This window comes from Pantoea sp. S-LA4 (genome assembly GCF_054482835.1).
The window spans coordinates 901,194-920,352 of sequence record NZ_JBTLRC010000002.1 but is presented as its reverse complement, the minus strand read 5'-3'; the positions used below and the strand labels follow the sequence as shown (position 1 = coordinate 920,352).

Genomic DNA, 19,159 nt, shown 5'->3' with positions numbered 1-19,159 from the left:
CTGAACCTCAGTCCACGATAATTGGCACTGTTCCTGGAAACCATGAGTACGACTTAATTACGGCAAGCTAACCTTAGATCAACTTGCCGTCAGATACTGCATTATTGCGGTTTAAAACGCATTGGGGCGTTTTTAAACACTTCGTAGACCGCCTGTGAAGGTGGCTTCGGAATACGTGCCTGTTTGGCGGCAGCAATCGCGGCCTGACAGAGCGCGGGATCGCCACCCTCTGACTTAACATCAATCAACAATCCATCAGGCGCAAGTTTAATCCGTAAATCACAGGTTTTTCCGCGATAGAGATCCGCATCATAGAATCGACTTTGAATTGCACTGACAACCTGGCCCATGTAGGAGTTAATCTCCGCTCCTGAGGCACCCGCTTTCTTCTGATTTCCCTGACCTGCTGCGCCGCCAGAAGTGCCACTTTTCGGCGCATTTTTACCGGAGGCGAGTCCGCCTAGCAGGTCATCAACATCGCTGTCATTGGCGGCATCTGCAGCGGCTTTGGCCTTCGCATCGGCTTTCGCTTTGGCTGCGGCGTCAGCTTTTGCTTTGGCGGCTGCATCCGCTTTCGCTTTCGCAGCGGCTTCCGCTTTCTCTTTAGCTGCGTCCGCTTTGGCTTTGGCAGCGGCTTCAGCCGCCTTCTCTTTGGCTTCTTCAGCCGCTTTGGCTTTCGCATCGGCCGCAGCTTTCGCTTTAGCTTCTGCAGCGGCTTTCGCCTCAGCTTCCGACTTCGCTTTGGCTTCGGCTACGGCTTTTTCTTTGGCTGCCGCGGCCGCGGCCGCTTTAGCCTGCTGATCGGCCTGTTTCTTCGCCTCTGCGGCAGCCTGTTTGGCCTGTTCGGCAGCGGCTTTCGCCTGCGCATCCGCCTGAGCTTTTGCGTCCGCTTTCGCTTTCGCTGCAGCCGCTTCAGCGGTTTTTTGTTGCTCCTGCGCTTGCTTCGCTGCCTCTTCTGCCGCTTTTTGCTGTTCAGCCTGCTGCTTCGCCTGCTGTCTGGCGTTTTCCTGCGCTTCCAGCCGCTCTTTCTCCAGCGCTTTCAGACGCTGCTGCTCAGCGGCCTGTTTCTGTTGCAACTCTTCAGCCTGCTGCTGCGCCTGCTTTTTACGCTGCTGTTCAGCGCGCTGGCTGTCGCTCTGCTGGTTCTGCTGACGGTTGTATTGACTCACTACCGCACCGGGATCGACCATCACAGCATCAATATCGCTGCCGCCGCCACCGGCACTGCTGGCGTCAATGTGCTCATTAAACGAGCTCCATATCAGCAGCGCGATCAGCACGATGTGCAGAATCACCGAAATGATTATCGCGCGCTTTAACTTCTCGTTTTGCTCGGTTGCCTTCGACACACTCGGTTCCCAAAAAACGGTTCGATTTTAAATCGGCTGCGTCATCAAACCGACAGATTTAACACCCGCCTGGTGCAGCAGGTTGAGCGCTTTAATAATTTCGTCGTAAGGCACTTCTTTCGCGCCCCCGATCAAAAAGACGGTCTTTGGATTCGCTTCCAGTCGACGCTGCGCTTCGCTGATAACCTGCTCCGGTGGCAACTGTTCCATACGATCGTGATCGACCACCAGACTGTACTGACCGACACCCGCCACTTCGACAATCACCGGCGGGTTATCGTCACTGGCGACGGTTTTCGAATCGGTGGCATCAGGCAGGTCCACTTCTACGCTCTGGGTAATAATGGGCGCCGTCGCCATGAAGATCAGCAACAGCACCAACAGGACGTCCAGTAGCGGAACGATGTTGATTTCCGACTTCAGGTCGCGGCGTTTGCGACCACGTACTCTGGCCATCATTAACCTCTATTTACTTAGCGCTATCGCTGGAGAAAGCCTGGCGATGCAGAATGGCGGTGAACTCTTCCATGAAGTTGTCATAGCCCTGCTCCAGTTTGTTCACGCGCTGGTTCAGTCGGTTATAGGCCATCACCGCCGGGATCGCCGCAAACAGACCGATCGCCGTGGCGATCAGCGCTTCAGCAATACCCGGTGCAACCATTTGCAGAGTCGCCTGCTTCACCGCGCCCAGCGCGATAAAGGCGTGCATGATCCCCCAGACGGTACCAAACAGACCGATATAGGGACTGATGGAACCGACGGTGCCGAGGAAAGGAATGTGGTTTTCCAGCGCCTCCAGCTCACGGTTCATTGAGATGCGCATTGCACGACTTGCGCCCTCAATGACGGCTTCAGGCGCGTGGTTATTCGCGCGATGCAGACGGGCAAACTCTTTGAAGCCGGAGTAGAAAATCTGCTCCGACCCGGCGAGTTCATCACGGCGACCCTGGCTCTCCTGATAGAGACGAGAGAGTTCGATACCGGACCAGAACTTGTCTTCAAACGCCTCCGCTTCCCGCCCCGCCGCGTTGAGAATACGCGTACGCTGAATAATGATCGCCCAGGAGGCAATCGAAAAGCCGATCAAAATCAACATGATAAGTTTGACCAGAAGGCTCGCCTTCAGGAACAAATCAAGAATGTTCATGTCAGTCACTGCTTGAACTCCGCGACAATAGACTTGGGAAGCGCAATCGGCTTCATCAGATGTGGGTTAATGCAGGCAATCAGGACCTCTGCCTCATTGAGCACTTTGCCTTCAGCATTCACGATACGCTGGGTAAACGTCATGGTCGCCCGGGTCATTGATGTCACTTCACTCTGGATTTCCAGAAGGTCATCAAGACGCGCTGCGGCCAGATAGTCCACCGTCATGCGCCGCACCACAAAAGCGACCTGCTGTTCTAACAGCGTCTGCTGATTGAAATGGTGCTGACGCAACATTTCGGTACGTGCTCGTTCATAAAAAGCGATATAGCTGGCGTGATAAACCACGCCACCGGCATCAGTATCTTCGTAATAGACCCGAACCGGCCAGCGAAACAGCGTTGTACTCACTCTACATCCCGGCCTCGTTTTAAACGTTGCTACTATACGCAAGACAAATCGGGTTTGGAATGGGTCGCCAGAGCCAGGCGAAAATAATTATCGCACCGAAACAAACGGAACGATTTCAGGGAGATTTCTTGACCGGACGCTGACAAAAACTCACTCACAGCGTCGATATGGCGGGAGATTAAGCGTAAAAGCGATAAAGCGCGATAAACAGCACCCCCATTGCCGGTAAGGGAGAAAACAGCGCCTGCCATCGGGTATGTTGTGGCCGGAAACCGACGCCGTGGATCACGCCACAGCAGATCGCCCAAATCAGCACCACCGCCTGCAGTGCAGGCAGCCGGCCTGCGTGGTCGGCAAAGCGCGTCGGGTCCCACAGCACGCCGCCGGCCGTCACCAGCGCCAGCAGCAGTGAAAGGGCCCGTAACGGGCCCTTATCCATCAGACCATAGAGCATCTGAATCACGGTACGCATCAGTGTGTCTCATCCTGCGCATCGACATGCTCAATCGCCAGTGCGGTGACGATACCAAAGGCACAGGCCAGCAAGGTGCCAAGAATCCAGGCAAAATACCACATGCGTCGTCTCCTTAATCAGTAGAGTGAGTGACTGTTGCTTTCAATGTGCTCTTTGGTGATGCGACCGAACATCTTCCAGTAACACCAGCTGGTGTAGGCAAGAATGATCGGTACGAAAATCACCGCGGCGACGGTCATAATTTTCAGGGTGAGCAGACTGGAGGTGGCATCCCACATCGTCAGGCTCATTCCCGGCACCGTGCTGGATGGCATGATGAACGGGAACATCGCGATACCGGCGGTCATGATGACGCAGGCCAGCGTCAGGGAAGAGAACAGGAACGCCCAGGCGCCCTTCTCAACCCGTGAGCAGAGGATGGTCAGCAGTGGCAGCACAGTACCCAGCACCGGGAACAGCCACAGTACAGGATGATTCTGGAAGTTGACCATCCAGGCACCCGCTTCGCGCACCACGGTTTTACCCAATGGGTTAGAGGCAGCGAAGTGATCGATGGTGCTGGTGACCACGTAGCCATCAATTCCATATTTGACCCAGACGCCCGCCAGTACGAAGCAGACCATCATCACCAGCGCCGCCAGTTGTGCCGCAGTGCGTGACCGCAGATGCAGTTCACCGGTGGTGCGCATCTGCAGGTAGGTCGCGCCCTGCGCCAGAATCATCGCGACGCTGACCACGCCCGCCAGCAGGCCAAACGGATTCAGCAGCTGGAAGAAGTTACCGGTATAGAACAGGCGCAGATACTCATCAGCATGGAACGGTACGCCCTGCAACAGGTTACCGAACGCCACGCCAATCACCAGCGGTGGCACGAAGCTGCCGATGAAGATGCCCCAGTCCCAAGCACCGCGCCAGCGGTTGTCTTCAATCTTCGAGCGGTAATCGAAACCCACCGGACGGAAGAACAGCGAGGCGAGCACCAGAATCATCGCCACATAGAAGCCGGAAAACGCGGCGGCATAGACCATCGGCCAGGCAGCAAACAGCGCGCCGCCCGCCGTGATCAGCCACACCTGATTGCCATCCCAGTGCGGCGCAATCGAGTTAATCATGATACGGCGTTCGGTATCGTTGCGGCCCAGAATGCGCGTCAGCATACCGACGCCCATATCAAAGCCATCCGCGACCGCAAAGCCAATCAGCAGGACGCCTATCAGCAGCCACCAGACAAAGCGCAGTACTTCATAATCAAACATGATCCTTCTCCTTATCCCTGCACCGGCTGGGTGATCGCCGTGATCTGTTCATGATGGTAACGCCCGGTTTTCAGGCTGCTCGGCCCGAGGCGGGCAAATTTAAACATCAGGTACATCTCAGCTATCAGGAACAGCGTGTAGAGGCCGCAGATCAGGATCATGGAGAACAGCAGATCGCCCGTGGTCAGCGACGAGTTGGCGACCGCGGTCGGCAGCACTTCACCGATCGCCCACGGCTGACGACCATATTCGGCCACAAACCAGCCCGATTCGATGGCAATCCACGGCAGCGGGATACCAAACAGCGCCGCTTTCAGTAACCAGCGATTCTTACCGATGCGGTTACGGATCACGCTCCAGAACGCCAGGGTCATCACACCCAGCAGCAGCACGCCGCAAAGAACCATGATGCGGAAGGCGAAGTAAAGCGGAGCCACGCGCGGGATGGAATCCTGCGTCGCCTGCTGAATCTGTGCTTCGGTCGCATCCGCCACGTTGTCGGTATAGCGCTTCAGCAGCAGACCATAACCAAGATCCTGTTTATGGGCGTTGAACGCATCGCGTACTGCCGGGTCCTGGCTGCCGCCACGCAGTTCATTCAGCAAGGCGTAGGCTTTCATGCCGTTACGGATACGCACTTCATGCTGCGCCATCAGATCTTTCAGACCGGTCACTGGCGTGTCGGTGGATCGGGTCGCGATCAGGCCGAGCAGCCACGGGATTTGAATGGCATATTTGTTTTCGCGGGTTTCCTGATCCGGCAGGCCAAACAGGGTAAATGACGCAGGCGCGGGCTGGGTTTCCCATTCCGCTTCAATCGCTGCCAGCTTGGTTTTCTGCACGTCGCCCATCTCATAACCGGACTCATCACCCAGCACGATTACCGACAGTATCGCCGCCATGCCAAAGCTGGCCGCAATGGCGAACGAGCGTTTAGCAAAGGCGAAGTCACGCCCTTTCAGCATGTACCAAGCGCTGATGCCCATAATGAACATCGCACCAGTGGTGTAACCGGCTGCCACGGTATGAACGAATTTCACCTGCGCAACCGGGTTCAGCACCAGCTCAGAGAAGCTGACCATCTCCATACGCATGGTTTCGAAGTTGAACTCAGAGGCGATGGGGTTCTGCATCCAGCCGTTGGCCACCAGAATCCACAGCGCAGACATGTTTGAGCCAAGCGCCACCAGCCAGGTCACCGCCAGATGCTGCACTTTGCCCAGCCGATCCCAGCCAAAAAAGAACAGACCGACAAAGGTGGATTCGAGGAAGAACGCCATCAGGCCTTCAATGGCGAGCGGCGCACCGAAAATATCGCCGACGTAGTGAGAATAATAGGACCAGTTGGTGCCGAACTGAAATTCCATCGTCAGACCGGTAGCCACACCCAGCGCAAAGTTAATACCAAATAACTTGCCCCAGAATTTAGTCATATCTTTATAAATTTGTTTACCGCTCAGGACGTAAACCGTTTCCATGATCGCCAGCAAAAACGCCATACCCAGCGTTAAAGGCACGAACAGAAAATGGTACATCGCCGTTAAGGCAAACTGTAACCGCGACAGCTCGACGATATCTAACATAATGACTCCTTGCTCCTCGCATTATCTCGTTACGCGCGCGTCAGCGGCGCGCGTAATCTGAGTCAGGAACGACTGTTTATTAATTCCAGTTTTTTTATACCCGGCGGAACCGGTAAATGAGCTGCCCGATGCTGGCAAATAACGGGTAAAGCAGCCCTGAGTGTCAACGCAGCGCTATCTTCAACGTAAGCAGAAACAACAGAAAAGAGGGTGTCATCCCCGGTCAGAGCAAACGTTTGAAAGTTTGTGTAAAAGGCTGGATTGATGCAGCGCAATTTACGCCTTTAACGCTGCGCTTTGCCAGCGGAATAGTTGGTTATAACTTGCCGATAATTGATCTGGATTAACGCAATAAGTTTCCAGATATGTTCAGGTAGGTTTCTTGTTATCAGGATGTCATCGTCGCGCTGAATATTATTTAAAAAAGGTTACCTTTGATCTATTTAATTAACGTTGGCGGTTTTTAGAGGATGATTCAGCGCGGTATCCGGCCCAGCCGCACCAAGCTCTGGCGGCCGTTTAACCGCATAAAAAAAGCCACCCGCATGAGGTGGCTTTTTGTCGGAACGGTCCGGCTTATTTCGCTGGCAGTACCGCTTTCACGGCATCACCAATGTCAGCCAGGCTGCGAACGGTTTTCACGCCCGCTGCTTCCAGCGCCGCAAACTTCTCGTCAGCGGTGCCTTTACCACCGGCAATGATGGCGCCCGCATGGCCCATACGCTTGCCTTTAGGTGCCGTCACACCCGTGATGTAACCAACAACCGGTTTGGTGACGTGCTCTTTGATGAATGCCGCCGCTTCTTCTTCCGCGCTGCCACCGATCTCACCGATCATCACGATCGCTTCGGTCTGTGGATCGTCCTGGAACATTTTCAGGATGTCGATGAAGTTAGAACCTGGGATCGGGTCGCCGCCGATGCCGACGCAGGTCGACTGGCCGTAACCGATGTCCGTGGTCTGCTTAACCGCTTCATAGGTCAGTGTCCCTGAACGTGACACGATGCCGACGCGGCCCGGCTGGTGAATGTGGCCCGGCATGATGCCGATTTTGCATTCGCCTGGGGTGATCACGCCTGGGCAGTTTGGACCGATCATCCGCACGCCTGCTTCATCCAGCTTCACTTTCACCGTCAGCATATCCAGCGTCGGGATACCTTCGGTGATGGTGATGATCAGTTTAATGCCCGCATCGATCGCTTCGAGGATGCCATCTTTACAGAACGGTGCCGGTACGTAGATGACGGTGGCGGTTGCGCCGGTCGCTTCTACGGCTTCGCGCACGGTATTGAACACCGGCAGACCAAGGTGCGTGGTGCCGCCTTTGCCTGGCGTCACGCCGCCAACCAGTTGGGTGCCGTAAGCCAGCGCCTGCTCAGAATGGAAAGTCCCCTGGCCACCGGTGAAACCCTGGCAAATGACTTTGGTGTTTTTGTCGATCAGAATGGACATTATTTACCCTCCGCGGCAGCAACAACACGCTGTGCGGCGTCTGTCAGGCTGGTTGCTGCAATGATGTTCAGACCGCTGTCCGCCAGTTTCTGGGCGCCCAGCTCGGCGTTGTTACCTTCCAGACGTACCACGACCGGTACGTTAACACCCACTTCAGCCACTGCGCCGATGATGCCGTCGGCAATCAGGTCGCAGCGTACGATACCGCCGAAGATGTTAACAAACACGGCTTTCACCGCATCGTCAGACAGGATGATTTTGAAGGCTTCTGTGACGCGCTCTTTGGTTGCGCCGCCGCCGACATCAAGGAAGTTGGCTGGCTGACCGCCGTGGTGCTTAACGATGTCCATGGTACCCATCGCCAGACCTGCGCCGTTCACCATACAACCGATGTTGCCTTCCAGCGCAACATAGTTCAGTTCCCACTGTGTGGCATGGGCTTCACGCGGATCTTCCTGGCTTGGATCGCGCATTTCGCGCAGTTCTGGCTGACGGAACAGGGCATTGCCATCGGCACCCAGTTTGCCATCCAGGCAGATCAGATCGCCCTGCTTAGTGATCACCAGCGGGTTGATCTCAACCATCGCCAGATCGCGCTCCAGGAACAGCGTCGCCAGACCCATAAAGATCTTGGTGAACTGACCCACCAGCTTACCGGACAAGCCCAGTTTGAATGCCAGCTCACGGCCCTGATAAGGCTGTGGACCGGTCAGGGGATCAAGCGCCATTTTGTGGATCAGGTGCGGGGTCTCTTCCGCCACTTTTTCGATTTCCACGCCGCCTTCGGTTGAGGCCATGAAGATCACGCGACGCGTTGCACGATCGACCACCGCACCCAGGTAAAGCTCCTGATCGATGTCGGTCGCTGCTTCAACCAGAATCTGGTTGACCGGCTGGCCATTGGCGTCTGTCTGGTAGGTCACCAGGCGTTTGCCCAGCCAGTTTTCAGCAAAGGCACGGATCTCTTCTTTGCTGTTAACCACTTTCACACCGCCCGCTTTACCGCGGCCACCGGCATGAACCTGACATTTTACTACCCACGGGCCTGCGCCAATTTTCGAGGCTGCTTCTTCCGCTTCACGTGGTGTAGTACAGGCGTAACCGGTCGGTGCTGGCATGCCATACCGTGCAAACAGTTGTTTCGCCTGGTATTCGTGTAAGTTCATGATGTTCTATCCATTCAGGTCTGAAAAGAGTAAAGAGGTTGGGCGCGCGGCGAGGCGCGCCCGATGAAAATCAGACATCCAGCAGCAGGCGCGCCGGGTCTTCCAGCATCTCTTTCACCGCAACCAGGTAGCCGACAGATTCACGGCCATCGATCAGACGGTGATCGTAGGAGAGCGCCAGATACATCATTGGCAGCACCACCACCTGACCATTGACCGCCATCGGACGATCTTTGATGGCGTGCATACCGAGGATGGCACTCTGTGGCGGGTTGATGATCGGTGTAGACATCAGGGAACCGAACACACCGCCGTTGGTGATGGTGAAGTTACCGCCGGTCAGATCCTCAACCGTCAGCTTGCCGTCACGACCTTTCACCGCCAGTTCTTTAATTTTCTTCTCGATGTCAGCCATGCTCAGTGCATCAACATCGCGCAGCACTGGCGTGACCAGACCGCGTGGCGTCGAGACGGCAATGCTGACGTCGAAGTAGTTGTGGTAAACCACATCTTCGCCATCGATGGAGGCATTCACTTCCGGATAGCGTTTCAGCGCTTCAACAACCGCTTTAATGTAGAACGACATGAAGCCCAGACGCACGCCGTGACGCTTCTCGAACGCCTCACCATACTGCTTACGCAGATCCATGATTGGCTTCATGTTGATTTCGTTGAAGGTGGTCAGCATCGCAGTGCTGTTCTTCGCTTCCAGCAGACGTTCAGCCACGCGCTTACGCAGACGGGTCATCGGCACGCGTTTTTCGCTGCGGTTTGCCACAGCAGGCTGCGGCGCGCTGTCAGCGGCAGGTGCAGCGGCTTTCGGCGCAGCAGGCTTGTTGGCCAGATGTTTTTCAACATCTTCACGGGTCAGACGACCACCAACACCGCTGCCTTTGATCTGCGAAGCGTCGAGGTTATGTTCCGCGATCAGACGGCGAATGGCCGGGCTGAGCGCATCATTGCTCTCTTCTTCCAGGGAGGCGGTCTGACGCTGAGCCGGAGTCGACTCTTTGCTTTCAGACTTCGCGCTGCTCTCTTTACCGCCGCTGTTGCCCTCTTTCAGACGGCCCAGGATCTGGCGTGAAGTGACGGTTGCGCCCTCATCTTCCAGCACGGCTTCTAAGATACCGTCAGCGGATGCCGGCACTTCCAGCACCACTTTGTCAGTTTCAATTTCAACCAGCACTTCATCGCGAGTCACTGCATCGCCTGGTTTTTTGTGCCAGGTTGCCACGGAGGCATCGGCAACCGATTCAGGCAGGTCGGGAACGAGAATATCTACGCTACTCATTATCTTTCCTTTTAATTAATTAACGTTCAGCGCGTCATTAACCAGGTCTTGCTGCTGTTTTTGGTGTACGGACATGTAACCCACGGCTGGTGAAGCGGATGCCGGACGGCCTGCATAACGCAAGGTGGCGCCAAACGGCACGACTTCGCGGAAATGGTGCTGACTGCAGTACCATGCACCCTGATTCAGTGGCTCTTCCTGACACCAGACAAAATCCTGCACGTGGGAATACGCTTTTAAAGCTTCCTGTACCGCTTGATGCGGGAACGGATAGAGCTGCTCGATGCGCACGATAGCCACATCGGTCTGCTCATTTTTACGGCGCTGTTCCAGCAGGTCGTAATAGACTTTACCGGAGCACAACACCACGCGTTTCACGCCCTGCGGATCGAGATCGTCGATTTCGCCAATCGCCGGTTTGAAGCTGCCGTTAGCCAGCTCATCCAGCGTGGAGATCGCCAGCGGATGACGCAGCAGCGATTTCGGTGACATCACAATCAGTGGACGACGCATTCCGCGCAGCGCCTGACGACGCAGCATGTGATAAACCTGCGCTGGCGTAGACGGCACGCAGACCTGCATGTTCTGCTCAGCGCAGAGTTGCAGATAGCGCTCAAGGCGTGCTGAGGAGTGCTCAGGACCCTGACCTTCATAGCCGTGCGGCAGCAGCATCACCAGGCCACACATCCGGCCCCATTTCTGCTCACCGGAGCTGATGAACTGGTCGATCACCACCTGGGCACCGTTGGCGAAGTCACCAAACTGCGCTTCCCAGATGGTCAGGATACGCGGTTCTGCAGTGGCATAACCATATTCAAACGCCAGCACCGCCTCTTCTGACAGCACGGAGTCCCAGACTTTGAACTGGCCCTGACCACTGTGCACATGGTGCAGCGGGGTATAGGTTGAGCCGTTCGCCTGGTTGTGGACCACTGCGTGACGGTGGAAGAAGGTACCGCGACCGGTATCTTCGCCCGACAGGCGAACCGGGATACCTTCATCTACCAGCGTGGCATAGGCCAGGTTTTCCGCGCCGCCCCAGTCAAAGGCTTTTTCACCTTCGGCCATCAGTCGGCGATCGTTGTAGATCTTGGCGACGCGTGACTGGACTTCTACCTCTTCCGGCACCTGGCTGATACGCAGCGCCAGTTCCTTCAGACGTTTCATGTCGACCTGGGCCGGATATGGCTCATCCCACTCGTGGTTGAGGTAAGGCGACCAGGTAAAGGAGTGCAGGCTCATCGGACGCCATTCCGGCACCACGCATTCGCCGGCATCCAGCGCATCGCGGTAGAGATTGACCATCTCGGTCGCATCTTCCTGAGTGGCTACCCCTTCGCTCTCCAGACGGTCAGCGTAGATTTTACGCGGCGTCGGGTGCTTTTTGATTTTCTGGTACATCAGCGGCTGGGTCGCACTCGGCTCATCGGCTTCGTTGTGACCATGACGGCGATAGCAGACCAGATCGATAAACACGTCACGTTTAAAGGTGTTGCGATAATCGAGCGCCAGACGGGTAACAAACGCCACCGCTTCCGGATCATCCGCATTGACGTGGAAAATCGGTGCCAGCACCATTTTACCGATGTCGGTGCAATAAGGCGTTGAGCGCGCATCTTTCGGGTTGGAGGTGGTGAAGCCAACCTGGTTGTTGATTACGATGCGAACGGTACCGCCCACTTCGTAACCGCGCGCCTGGGACATGTTCAGGGTTTCCTGCACCACGCCCTGGCCGATCACAGCGGCATCACCGTGAATGGTGATCGGTAACACTTTGTTGCTGCTTGGCTCTTCCAGACGATCCAGACGGGCACGCACTGACCCCATCACCACCGGGCTGACGATCTCCAGGTGCGACGGGTTAAACGCCAGCGCCAGGTGGACCAGGCCGCCTTCGGTTTCGACGTCAGACGAGAAGCCCATGTGGTACTTCACGTCACCGGTACCGAGGTGCTCTTTATGCTTACCGGCGAACTCGTCGAACAGATCCTGCGGCTTTTTACCGAGCACGTTGATCAGAACGTTGAGACGACCACGGTGCGCCATACCCAGTACCACTTCACGGGTACCGCTTTTACCGGCATGGCGAATCATTTCGCGCAGCATCGGCACCAGCGCATCGCCGCCTTCCAGCGAGAAGCGTTTGGCGCCCGGGAATTTAGCCCCGAGATATTTTTCCAGACCTTCTGCCGCGGTCAGCTCTTTCAGGAAACCTTTTTTCTCTTCGCTGCTGAATGACGCATGGCCCACCGCCGATTCAAGACGCTGCTGAATCCAGCGTTTCTCGTCGGTGTTGTTGATGTGCATATACTCCGCACCAATCGAGCCACAGTAAGTCTGGGTCAGCGCCTCGAACAGATCGGCCAGCTTCATGGTCTCTTTGCCGATGGCAAACGAACCTACGTTAAAGCTTTCCTGAAAATCGGCGTCGGTCAGATCGTGAAAAGCCGGGTCCAGATCGGCAACCCGATCCTGCTTCCACAGGCCGAGCGGATCGAGATTGGCGTGCTGATGGCCGCGGAAACGGAACGCGTTAATCAGCTGCAGCACTTTCACTTGCTTGGAGTTGGTTTCTGGATCGGAGACAGATGAGGTGTAACGAGATGCGTCTTTCGCCAGGCGACGGAAGTACTCACGTGTGGTGGAGTGAAACTGCTCAGGTTTCATTCCGGTGCCCGGTAACTGTTGGAACATCGAGCGCCACACTGCATCGACAGAGTCAGGATCGGTCAGGAAATCCTCATAGAGTTGCTCTATGTAAGACTGGTTCGCGCCGGCCAGCCAGGAGGAGTCCAGCCAGGGCTTCATCGCGCTGTTCTGCATTGTGATCCCTTAAGCATTGCTATGCTTTTTTGAGGTTTCATTTGTTGCCGCTTTCGCGGTTTGCCGTAGTGAGTTCAGCGATACGAGCACTGTGCGCAGCGCGCGCGTGGCCCGTAAGGGAACCTTTGTAAACGTGGTACCAGACCGCGCTTACAGAGGCTTCCGTAAACCACCGGGAACCTGAGGTTCCCGGATGGTGTGGTGCTTATGCCCCGCGTTGCAGCAGCATCGACTTAATGTGGCCGATGGCGCGCGTCGGGTTCAGCCCTTTCGGGCATACGCTCACACAGTTCATAATGCTGTGACAGCGGAATACACTGAAAGCGTCGTTCAGATTGTCGAGACGCGCATCGGTTTCGGTGTCGCGGCTGTCGATCAGGAAGCGGTACGCGGCCAGCAGGCCAGCAGGTCCGATAAACTTCTCCGGATTCCACCAGAACGATGGGCATGAGGTTGAACAACAGGCACAGAGAATACATTCGTATAATCCGTCCAGATGTTCGCGCTCATCCGGCGATTGCAGATGCTCGCGTGCCGGCGGATTTTCCCCATTATTCAACAGGAAAGGCTTAATTTTCTCATATTGTGCATAAAACTGGCTCATGTCTACCACCAGGTCACGCACCACCGGTAAACCGGGCAGCGGACGGATAACAATTTTCTGTTTACCGTTGCCTAACGCCGAGACTGGCGTGATACAGGCCAGACCGTTTTTACCGTTCATGTTGAGGCCGTCAGAGCCGCACACGCCTTCACGGCAGGAGCGACGAAACGCCAGCGTCGGATCTTTCTCTTTCAGACGGATCAGCGCATCCAGCAGCATCATGTCGCGACCATCTTCCGCTTCCAGGCTGTACTCCTGCATCCGCGGTTTGTCATCGACCTCTGGATTGTAGCGATAAATTGAAAACTCGAGTCTCATCATCGTCTCCGAAATTAGTAGGTACGCACTTTCGGCGGGAAGGCCGCGCGCAGTTTCGGCTGCATGTTCACCTCACGGCGCGTCATGCTCTCGGTTTCCGGGACATAAAGACTGTGGCACAGCCAGTTTTCATCATCACGATCCGGGAAGTCGAAGCGACTATGCGCACCGCGGCTCTCGGTGCGATAGTTAGCCGCCACCGCCGTGGCAAACGCCGTCTCCATCAGGTTATCCAGTTCCAGACACTCAATACGCTGGGTGTTGAAGTCCGGTGAGCGGTCATCCAGACGCGCCGATTTCAGGCGTTCACGAATCACTTTCAGCTCTTCCAGGCCCTGCGCCATGGCATCGCCTTCACGGAAGACCGAGAAGTTATTCTGCATGCAACGCTGCAGTGCTTTACGAATCTCAACCGGGTCTTCACCGGTGGTGTTGTTTTCCCAGCGGTTGAAGCGCGCCATCGCCGCATCAATTTCATCTTCAGAGGCATCACGCAGATCGCCCTGCTCCTGAATGCTTTCCAGCAGATGCAGACCGGCCGCACGGCCAAAGACCACCAGGTCGAGCAGCGAGTTGCCGCCCAGACGGTTGGCACCGTGAACCGATACGCAGGCGATTTCGCCCACCGCAAACAGCCCTGGAATCACCACGTCTTCGCCCTGCTCATTCACCCGCAGTGCCTGTCCGGTCACTTTGGTTGGAATGCCGCCCATCATGTAGTGACAGGTCGGAATTACCGGGATCGGCTCTTTAATCGGGTCAGCATGAGCAAAGGTGCGCGACAGCTCAAGAATGCCTGGCAGACGTGACTCCAGCACCTCTTTACCCAGGTGATCGAGCTTCAGTTTAATGTGCGGGCCCCACGGACCATCGCAGCCGCGACCTTCACGGATTTCGATCATCATCGAGCGCGCAACTACGTCACGGCCCGCCAGATCTTTGGCATTCGGCGCATAACGCTCCATGAAGCGCTCGCCATGTTTATTCAGCAGATAACCGCCTTCACCACGGCAGCCTTCGGTCACCAGCACACCAGCGCCGGCGATGCCGGTTGGGTGGAACTGCCACATCTCCATATCCTGCACCGGTACGCCGGCGCGCAGCGCCATGCCGACACCGTCACCGGTGTTGATGTGCGCATTGGTGGTGGACTGGTAGATACGCCCCGCGCCGCCAGTGGCCAGCACGGTAGCTTTGGCTTTGAAGTAAACGGTTTCACCGGTTTCGATACAAATCGCGGTACAGCCAACCACGGCGCCGTCGGCATTTTTCACCAGATCCAGCGCATACCACTCAGAAAAGATAGTGGTCTTATTTTTCAGGTTCTGCTGGTAGAGCGTGTGCAGCAGGGCGTGACCGGTACGGTCCGCTGCCGCCGCGGTACGTGCCGCCTGCTCGCCGCCGAAGTTCTTCGACTGACCACCAAACGGACGCTGATAGACACGGCCATCATCCAGACGCGAGAACGGCAGACCCATGTGCTCCAGCTCCAGAATCGCTTCCGGGCCGGTTTTACACATATATTCAATCGCGTCCTGGTCACCGATATAGTCGGAGCCTTTGACGGTGTCGTACATGTGCCATTCCCAGTTATCTTCATGGGTATTACCCAGCGCGACGGTAATACCGCCCTGCGCAGATACGGTGTGGGAACGGGTCGGGAAAACTTTGGATAACAGGGCACAGCTCTGGCCGGCCTGGGAGATTTGCAGTGCGGCTCGCATTCCTGCGCCACCTGCGCCGATCACCACGGCATCAAACTCTCTGATTGGCAAACTCATTTACACACCCCACACCACAACAAATCCATAGATCGCATACCACAACAGCGCCACCACAATCACAAACTGCAACAACAAACGGGTTGCCAGTGGTTTGACGTAGTCGGTCAACACCTGCCACATACCGATCCAGCCGTGGATCAGAATGGAAAACAGCGTCAGCAGGGTGAACACTTTGGTGAATGCGGAAGCGAAGAAGCCACGCCACAGCTCATACGTCAGCGTGTCTGTCATCACCACAAAACCGAGGATATAGACGATGTAGAGCGTAATCAGAATTGACGTTGCCCGCAGCAGCAGCCAGTCCTGAATGCCGTTGCGACCCAACGCGGATGCATTGCTTACCATACGAGGACTCCCGCCAGAATTGCCAGCACGACAGTGATCACAAAAGTCATATAAGCCGAACGTTTACCCACCTGCAGGGTTTCAGCCAGATAACCAAAATCCATCAACATATGACGAATCCCGCTCACCGCGTGATAGGCCAGCGCCGTTAAAATGCCCCACATGATGAACTTCGCGAAGAAGCCATCCATGATGGTTGCAGCGTGCTGGAAACCTTCCGGAGAGGAGAGAGAGAGACCGAGCAGCCACAGCAGGATGCCAAGGGCAACCAATGTGATTACGCCGGAGACGCGGTGAAGAATGGACGATATTGCAGTAACGGGAAACCGGATCGTCGAGAGATCCAAGTTGACAGGTCTTTGTTTTTTCACGGTTTTGCCCACACAGCTCTTTTTTATTTTGCTTCCTCCGGACCTGAGGCGGAGTCTAATCACAACGCGTGGCAGACTTTAACCGTCACCAAAAAAGCAACATCCAGTGTTAATTGACGCGGTAGAAACGCTGGGTGGCTCCTGGTGTCAGGGTGTTCCGGAGACCTGGCTGGAGTATAGGAGGATCACATTCTGATTACAATTCCCCTACAAACTCTTTGGTAAATTTTAGGTGGAACAGTGATCCTACTCACGATTTTCACAAATGATACAATTTTAATTATCTGATTTGACAATAGTTCAACAATTCAGTTACAAACTAACGCTACAAATTCCTATGATGCACAAAAGTTATGGGGATACACTTTCCCCTAAGCGCAAGTTATGTAACATTGCGAACGTAAGCATTAAAAAGCATCAGGTTATTGGTTACCAAGAAGTTATGTCCTGACCGGATCTTTAACAACCGCGATATGCAGCATGTCCATGGCTCTACGGTTCCTGCTGGGAACGCGCCTCTCACTCTGTACCCTGCACCAGCCATAAGACAGCAGAGTGATGCTGTGAAGTTTTGCCAACCGCAACATGAACGCGTTTCAGGTGTCTAAAGATCTTTACCTGCCTAAGGCGCTATGGAGACGAAAATGACAGATAAAAAAGTGACGCTAACCCTACAAGATGAAACGTCCGTTGAACTGGATGTGCTGCAAGGCACGCTGGGCCAGGATGTGGTTGATGTCCGCGCCCTCGGCTCCAGTGGACTCTTTACCTTCGATCCGGGTTTCACCTCTACCGCATCCTGCGAATCAAAAATCACCTTTATTGATGGTGATGAAGGTATCCTGTTGCACCGCGGCTTCCCGATCGCCCAGCTGGCGACCCACTCTAACTATCTGGAAGTGTGTTACATCCTGCTGAATGGCGAAGCGCCAAATCAGAAGCAGTTTGAAGAATTTCGTACCACCGTTACCCGTCATACCATGATTCATGAGCAGATCACCCGTCTGTTCCACGGTTTCCGTCGTGATTCGCATCCGATGGCGGTGATGTGTGGTGTGACCGGCGCACTGGCGGCGTTTTACCACGATTCGCTGGACGTAAACATTGAGCGTCACCGCGAAATCGCCGCGTTCCGCCTGCTTTCCAAAATGCCGACCATGGCCGCGATGTGCTACAAATACTCCATCGGCCAGCCGTTCGTTTATCCGCGTAATGACCTCTCTTATGCCGGTAACTTCCTGCACATGATGTTCGCCACGCCGTGCGAAGAGTACAAGGTTAACCCGGTACTGGAACGCGCCATGGACCGTATCCTGATCCTGCATGCTGACCATGAGCAGAACGCCTCAACCTCGACCGTGCGTACCGCTGGTTCTTCTGGCGCGAATCCATTTGCCTGTATCGCGGCGGGCATCGCCTCCCTGTGGGGACCGGCGCACGGCGGCGCGAACGAAGCTACGCTGCGTATGCTGGAAGAGATCAGCACCGTTGAGCACATTCCTGAATTTGTGAAGCGTGCCAAAGATAAAAATGACTCCTTCCGCCTGATGGGCTTTGGTCACCGGGTTTACAAGAATTACGATCCGCGCGCGACCGTGATGCGCGATACCTGCCATGAAGTGCTGAATGAGCTGGGTATGAAGGACGATCTGCTGGAAGTGGCGATGGAGCTGGAACACATTGCGCTGAACGACCCGTACTTTATTGAGCGTAAACTCTATCCAAACGTCGATTTCTATTCTGGCATTATTCTGAAAGCGATGGGTATCCCGTCATCCATGTTTACCGTGATCTTCGCGATGGCGCGTACCGTTGGCTGGATTGCACACTGGAAAGAGATGCACGACGAAGGGATGAAAATTGCCCGTCCACGTCAGCTCTACACCGGTTATACCGAGCGCGAATTTAACTCCCAGCTGGACAAATAAACGTTATTTCCCAATAAAAAAACGGGGCCATCTGGCCCCGTTTTTTTAATGTCACCGTCAGGCATTCAGTGCTGACAGCCCGGACACCAGTAAAAAGGGCGTGATGAAAGCGTGCCCTTCTCAATCACCGTGCCACAGCGCCGGCATTTCTTGCCCTGCCGGTGAAACACCTCAAACTGAAACGCCGCCTCGTGGTGATATTTCTTCATGGTGCCACGCATTCGATAGGCGTGGCGCGGCACGGATAACAGCGCCTCGCTGAATGCAGTCAGCTGATCCTCTTTCAGCTCCTGCGCCCGGTGATGCGGCAGCAACTGCGCCAGCCAGAGGATCTCAGCGCGCAGGTAATTGCCCAGCCCGGCCAGAAAAGCCTGATCGAGCAACAGCCCACTGAACTGACGCCGCCGGAAACGCGGTGACAGCAGCCGCAGCTTCACCTCCTCCCCTGTCAGCGCACTGTTGAGCACATCCGGCCCGATGCGGTTAAGAAACGGGTGCGCGGCCAGCGTGTCGGCATTCAGTAGTTCAATATCTGACGCGCTATACAGCAGAATCGCCTGACTGGCCGTGGCCAGCCGCACCCGTAGCTGCCGGGTGGTCTGTAATACCGTTTCCGGTGTCACAATGCGCCAGACGCCATATAGCTGATTATGGCTGTAGAGCGTCAGACCGTTTCTGAAATGTGTCAGCAACGCCTTGCCGCGCGTCTCAATCGCTTCTACCTGTTCACCCATCAGCGCCGGTTCATAGGTTTTCAGTTCGGGAAAGGCAAACCATGCCTCGGTTAACGGCTGGCCAACAATCGCTGTTTCAAGCTGATCCGCCACCCGGCGAATTTCTGGTCCTTCAGGCATGGT

At 55.5% G+C, this 19,159-nt stretch carries 18 protein-coding genes; 1 reads left to right on the top strand and 17 read right to left on the bottom strand.

Features of this window, described 5'->3' with window-relative positions; translation table 11 throughout:
- Positions 1–101: 101 nt before the first annotated feature.
- The 16 genes from tolA to sdhC form a co-directional block, all read right to left on the bottom strand.
- Positions 102–1,349 carry a cell envelope integrity protein TolA gene (tolA, locus tag ACX3P5_RS05190; RefSeq protein ID WP_458968374.1) on the bottom strand — a complete coding sequence of 416 codons (1,248 nt, stop codon included), beginning with the start codon at positions 1,347–1,349 and terminating at the stop codon, positions 102–104.
- 27 nt (positions 1,350–1,376) lie between these two features.
- Complete coding sequence (tolR, locus tag ACX3P5_RS05185) at positions 1,377–1,805, bottom strand: colicin uptake protein TolR (RefSeq protein WP_031293057.1); 429 nt, start codon at positions 1,803–1,805, stop codon at positions 1,377–1,379.
- A 13-nt stretch (positions 1,806–1,818) separates the two neighbouring features.
- A complete protein-coding gene (gene tolQ, locus ACX3P5_RS05180; protein ID WP_031374831.1) occupies positions 1,819–2,505 on the bottom strand; it encodes a Tol-Pal system protein TolQ in 687 nt (228 codons plus the stop codon).
- On the bottom strand, positions 2,502–2,906 hold the full coding sequence (ybgC, locus tag ACX3P5_RS05175; protein ID WP_031374830.1) for a tol-pal system-associated acyl-CoA thioesterase: 405 nt from the start codon (positions 2,904–2,906) through the stop codon (positions 2,502–2,504). Before ybgC ends, tolQ begins: the two co-directional genes overlap by 4 nt.
- A gap of 178 nt (positions 2,907–3,084) precedes the next feature.
- On the bottom strand, positions 3,085–3,378 hold the full coding sequence (gene ybgE / locus ACX3P5_RS05170) for a cyd operon protein YbgE (RefSeq protein WP_233984883.1): 294 nt from the start codon (positions 3,376–3,378) through the stop codon (positions 3,085–3,087).
- Positions 3,378–3,482 carry a cytochrome bd-I oxidase subunit CydX gene (gene cydX / locus ACX3P5_RS05165; RefSeq protein ID WP_094119676.1) on the bottom strand — a complete coding sequence of 35 codons (105 nt, stop codon included), beginning with the start codon at positions 3,480–3,482 and terminating at the stop codon, positions 3,378–3,380. The genes ybgE and cydX overlap by 1 nt, the downstream gene beginning before the upstream one ends.
- A 15-nt stretch (positions 3,483–3,497) precedes the next feature.
- Positions 3,498–4,637 (bottom strand): cytochrome d ubiquinol oxidase subunit II, encoded by a 1,140-nt coding sequence (cydB, locus tag ACX3P5_RS05160; RefSeq protein WP_233984884.1) that lies wholly within the window; start codon positions 4,635–4,637, stop codon positions 3,498–3,500.
- 11 nt (positions 4,638–4,648) lie between these two features.
- The gene (gene cydA / locus ACX3P5_RS05155; RefSeq protein WP_233984885.1) at positions 4,649–6,220 is read right to left on the bottom strand and encodes a cytochrome ubiquinol oxidase subunit I; all 1,572 of its coding nucleotides are present in this window, start codon (positions 6,218–6,220) and stop codon (positions 4,649–4,651) included.
- A 576-nt stretch (positions 6,221–6,796) separates the two neighbouring features.
- Positions 6,797–7,672 carry a succinate--CoA ligase subunit alpha gene (gene sucD / locus ACX3P5_RS05150; protein WP_458968373.1) on the bottom strand — a complete coding sequence of 292 codons (876 nt, stop codon included), beginning with the start codon at positions 7,670–7,672 and terminating at the stop codon, positions 6,797–6,799.
- A complete protein-coding gene (gene sucC / locus ACX3P5_RS05145) occupies positions 7,672–8,838 on the bottom strand; it encodes an ADP-forming succinate--CoA ligase subunit beta (protein ID WP_046288453.1) in 1,167 nt (388 codons plus the stop codon). Before sucC ends, sucD begins: the two co-directional genes overlap by 1 nt.
- 70 nt (positions 8,839–8,908) lie before the next feature.
- The gene (gene odhB, locus ACX3P5_RS05140; protein WP_233984886.1) at positions 8,909–10,129 is read right to left on the bottom strand and encodes a 2-oxoglutarate dehydrogenase complex dihydrolipoyllysine-residue succinyltransferase; all 1,221 of its coding nucleotides are present in this window, start codon (positions 10,127–10,129) and stop codon (positions 8,909–8,911) included.
- Between the two features lie 15 nt (positions 10,130–10,144).
- Entirely contained in the window at positions 10,145–12,952 is a 2,808-nt protein-coding gene (gene sucA, locus ACX3P5_RS05135; RefSeq protein WP_233984887.1) for a 2-oxoglutarate dehydrogenase E1 component, read from the bottom strand.
- Between the two features lie 205 nt (positions 12,953–13,157).
- Positions 13,158–13,874, bottom strand: coding sequence for a succinate dehydrogenase iron-sulfur subunit (locus tag ACX3P5_RS05130; RefSeq protein ID WP_233988207.1), 717 nt, complete (start codon positions 13,872–13,874; stop codon positions 13,158–13,160).
- Positions 13,875–13,888: 14 nt separating this feature from the next.
- Positions 13,889–15,655 carry a succinate dehydrogenase flavoprotein subunit gene (sdhA, locus tag ACX3P5_RS05125; RefSeq protein ID WP_233984888.1) on the bottom strand — a complete coding sequence of 589 codons (1,767 nt, stop codon included), beginning with the start codon at positions 15,653–15,655 and terminating at the stop codon, positions 13,889–13,891.
- A complete protein-coding gene (sdhD, locus tag ACX3P5_RS05120) occupies positions 15,656–16,003 on the bottom strand; it encodes a succinate dehydrogenase membrane anchor subunit (RefSeq protein ID WP_233984889.1) in 348 nt (115 codons plus the stop codon).
- Positions 15,997–16,386, bottom strand: coding sequence for a succinate dehydrogenase cytochrome b556 subunit (gene sdhC / locus ACX3P5_RS05115; protein ID WP_046288454.1), 390 nt, complete (start codon positions 16,384–16,386; stop codon positions 15,997–15,999). Before sdhC ends, sdhD begins: the two co-directional genes overlap by 7 nt.
- 632 nt (positions 16,387–17,018) lie before the next feature.
- Here sdhC and ACX3P5_RS05110 point away from each other — a divergent pair.
- Entirely contained in the window at positions 17,019–18,302 is a 1,284-nt protein-coding gene (locus ACX3P5_RS05110) for a citrate synthase (protein WP_233984890.1), read from the top strand.
- Positions 18,303–18,367: 65 nt separating this feature from the next.
- On the opposite strand, the gene nei is transcribed toward ACX3P5_RS05110, so the two are convergent.
- Positions 18,368–19,156 (bottom strand): endonuclease VIII, encoded by a 789-nt coding sequence (gene nei, locus ACX3P5_RS05105; RefSeq protein WP_458968372.1) that lies wholly within the window; start codon positions 19,154–19,156, stop codon positions 18,368–18,370.
- Positions 19,157–19,159 lie beyond the last annotated feature (3 nt).

Excerpts from the sequence above, each read along its gene's own strand:
- odhB (WP_233984886.1), bottom strand. The coding sequence starts at position 10,129 with ATGAGTAGCGTAGATATTCTCGTTCCCGACCTGCCTGAATCGGTTGCC.
- cydA (WP_233984885.1), bottom strand. The coding sequence starts at position 6,220 with ATGTTAGATATCGTCGAGCTGTCGCGGTTACAGTTTGCCTTAACGGCG.
- sdhA (WP_233984888.1), bottom strand. The coding sequence starts at position 15,655 with ATGAGTTTGCCAATCAGAGAGTTTGATGCCGTGGTGATCGGCGCAGGT.
- ACX3P5_RS05110 (WP_233984890.1), top strand. The coding sequence starts at position 17,019 with ATGACAGATAAAAAAGTGACGCTAACCCTACAAGATGAAACGTCCGTT.
- sucD (WP_458968373.1), bottom strand. The coding sequence starts at position 7,672 with ATGTCCATTCTGATCGACAAAAACACCAAAGTCATTTGCCAGGGTTTC.
- cydB (WP_233984884.1), bottom strand. The coding sequence starts at position 4,637 with ATGTTTGATTATGAAGTACTGCGCTTTGTCTGGTGGCTGCTGATAGGC.
- cydX (WP_094119676.1), bottom strand. The coding sequence starts at position 3,482 with ATGTGGTATTTTGCCTGGATTCTTGGCACCTTGCTGGCCTGTGCCTTT.
- sucC (WP_046288453.1), bottom strand. The coding sequence starts at position 8,838 with ATGAACTTACACGAATACCAGGCGAAACAACTGTTTGCACGGTATGGC.
- ACX3P5_RS05130 (WP_233988207.1), bottom strand. The coding sequence starts at position 13,874 with ATGAGACTCGAGTTTTCAATTTATCGCTACAATCCAGAGGTCGATGAC.
- tolR (WP_031293057.1), bottom strand. The coding sequence starts at position 1,805 with ATGGCCAGAGTACGTGGTCGCAAACGCCGCGACCTGAAGTCGGAAATC.
- nei (WP_458968372.1), bottom strand. The coding sequence starts at position 19,156 with ATGCCTGAAGGACCAGAAATTCGCCGGGTGGCGGATCAGCTTGAAACA.
- sdhD (WP_233984889.1), bottom strand. The coding sequence starts at position 16,003 with ATGGTAAGCAATGCATCCGCGTTGGGTCGCAACGGCATTCAGGACTGG.
- sucA (WP_233984887.1), bottom strand. The coding sequence starts at position 12,952 with ATGCAGAACAGCGCGATGAAGCCCTGGCTGGACTCCTCCTGGCTGGCC.
- ybgE (WP_233984883.1), bottom strand. The coding sequence starts at position 3,378 with ATGCGTACCGTGATTCAGATGCTCTATGGTCTGATGGATAAGGGCCCG.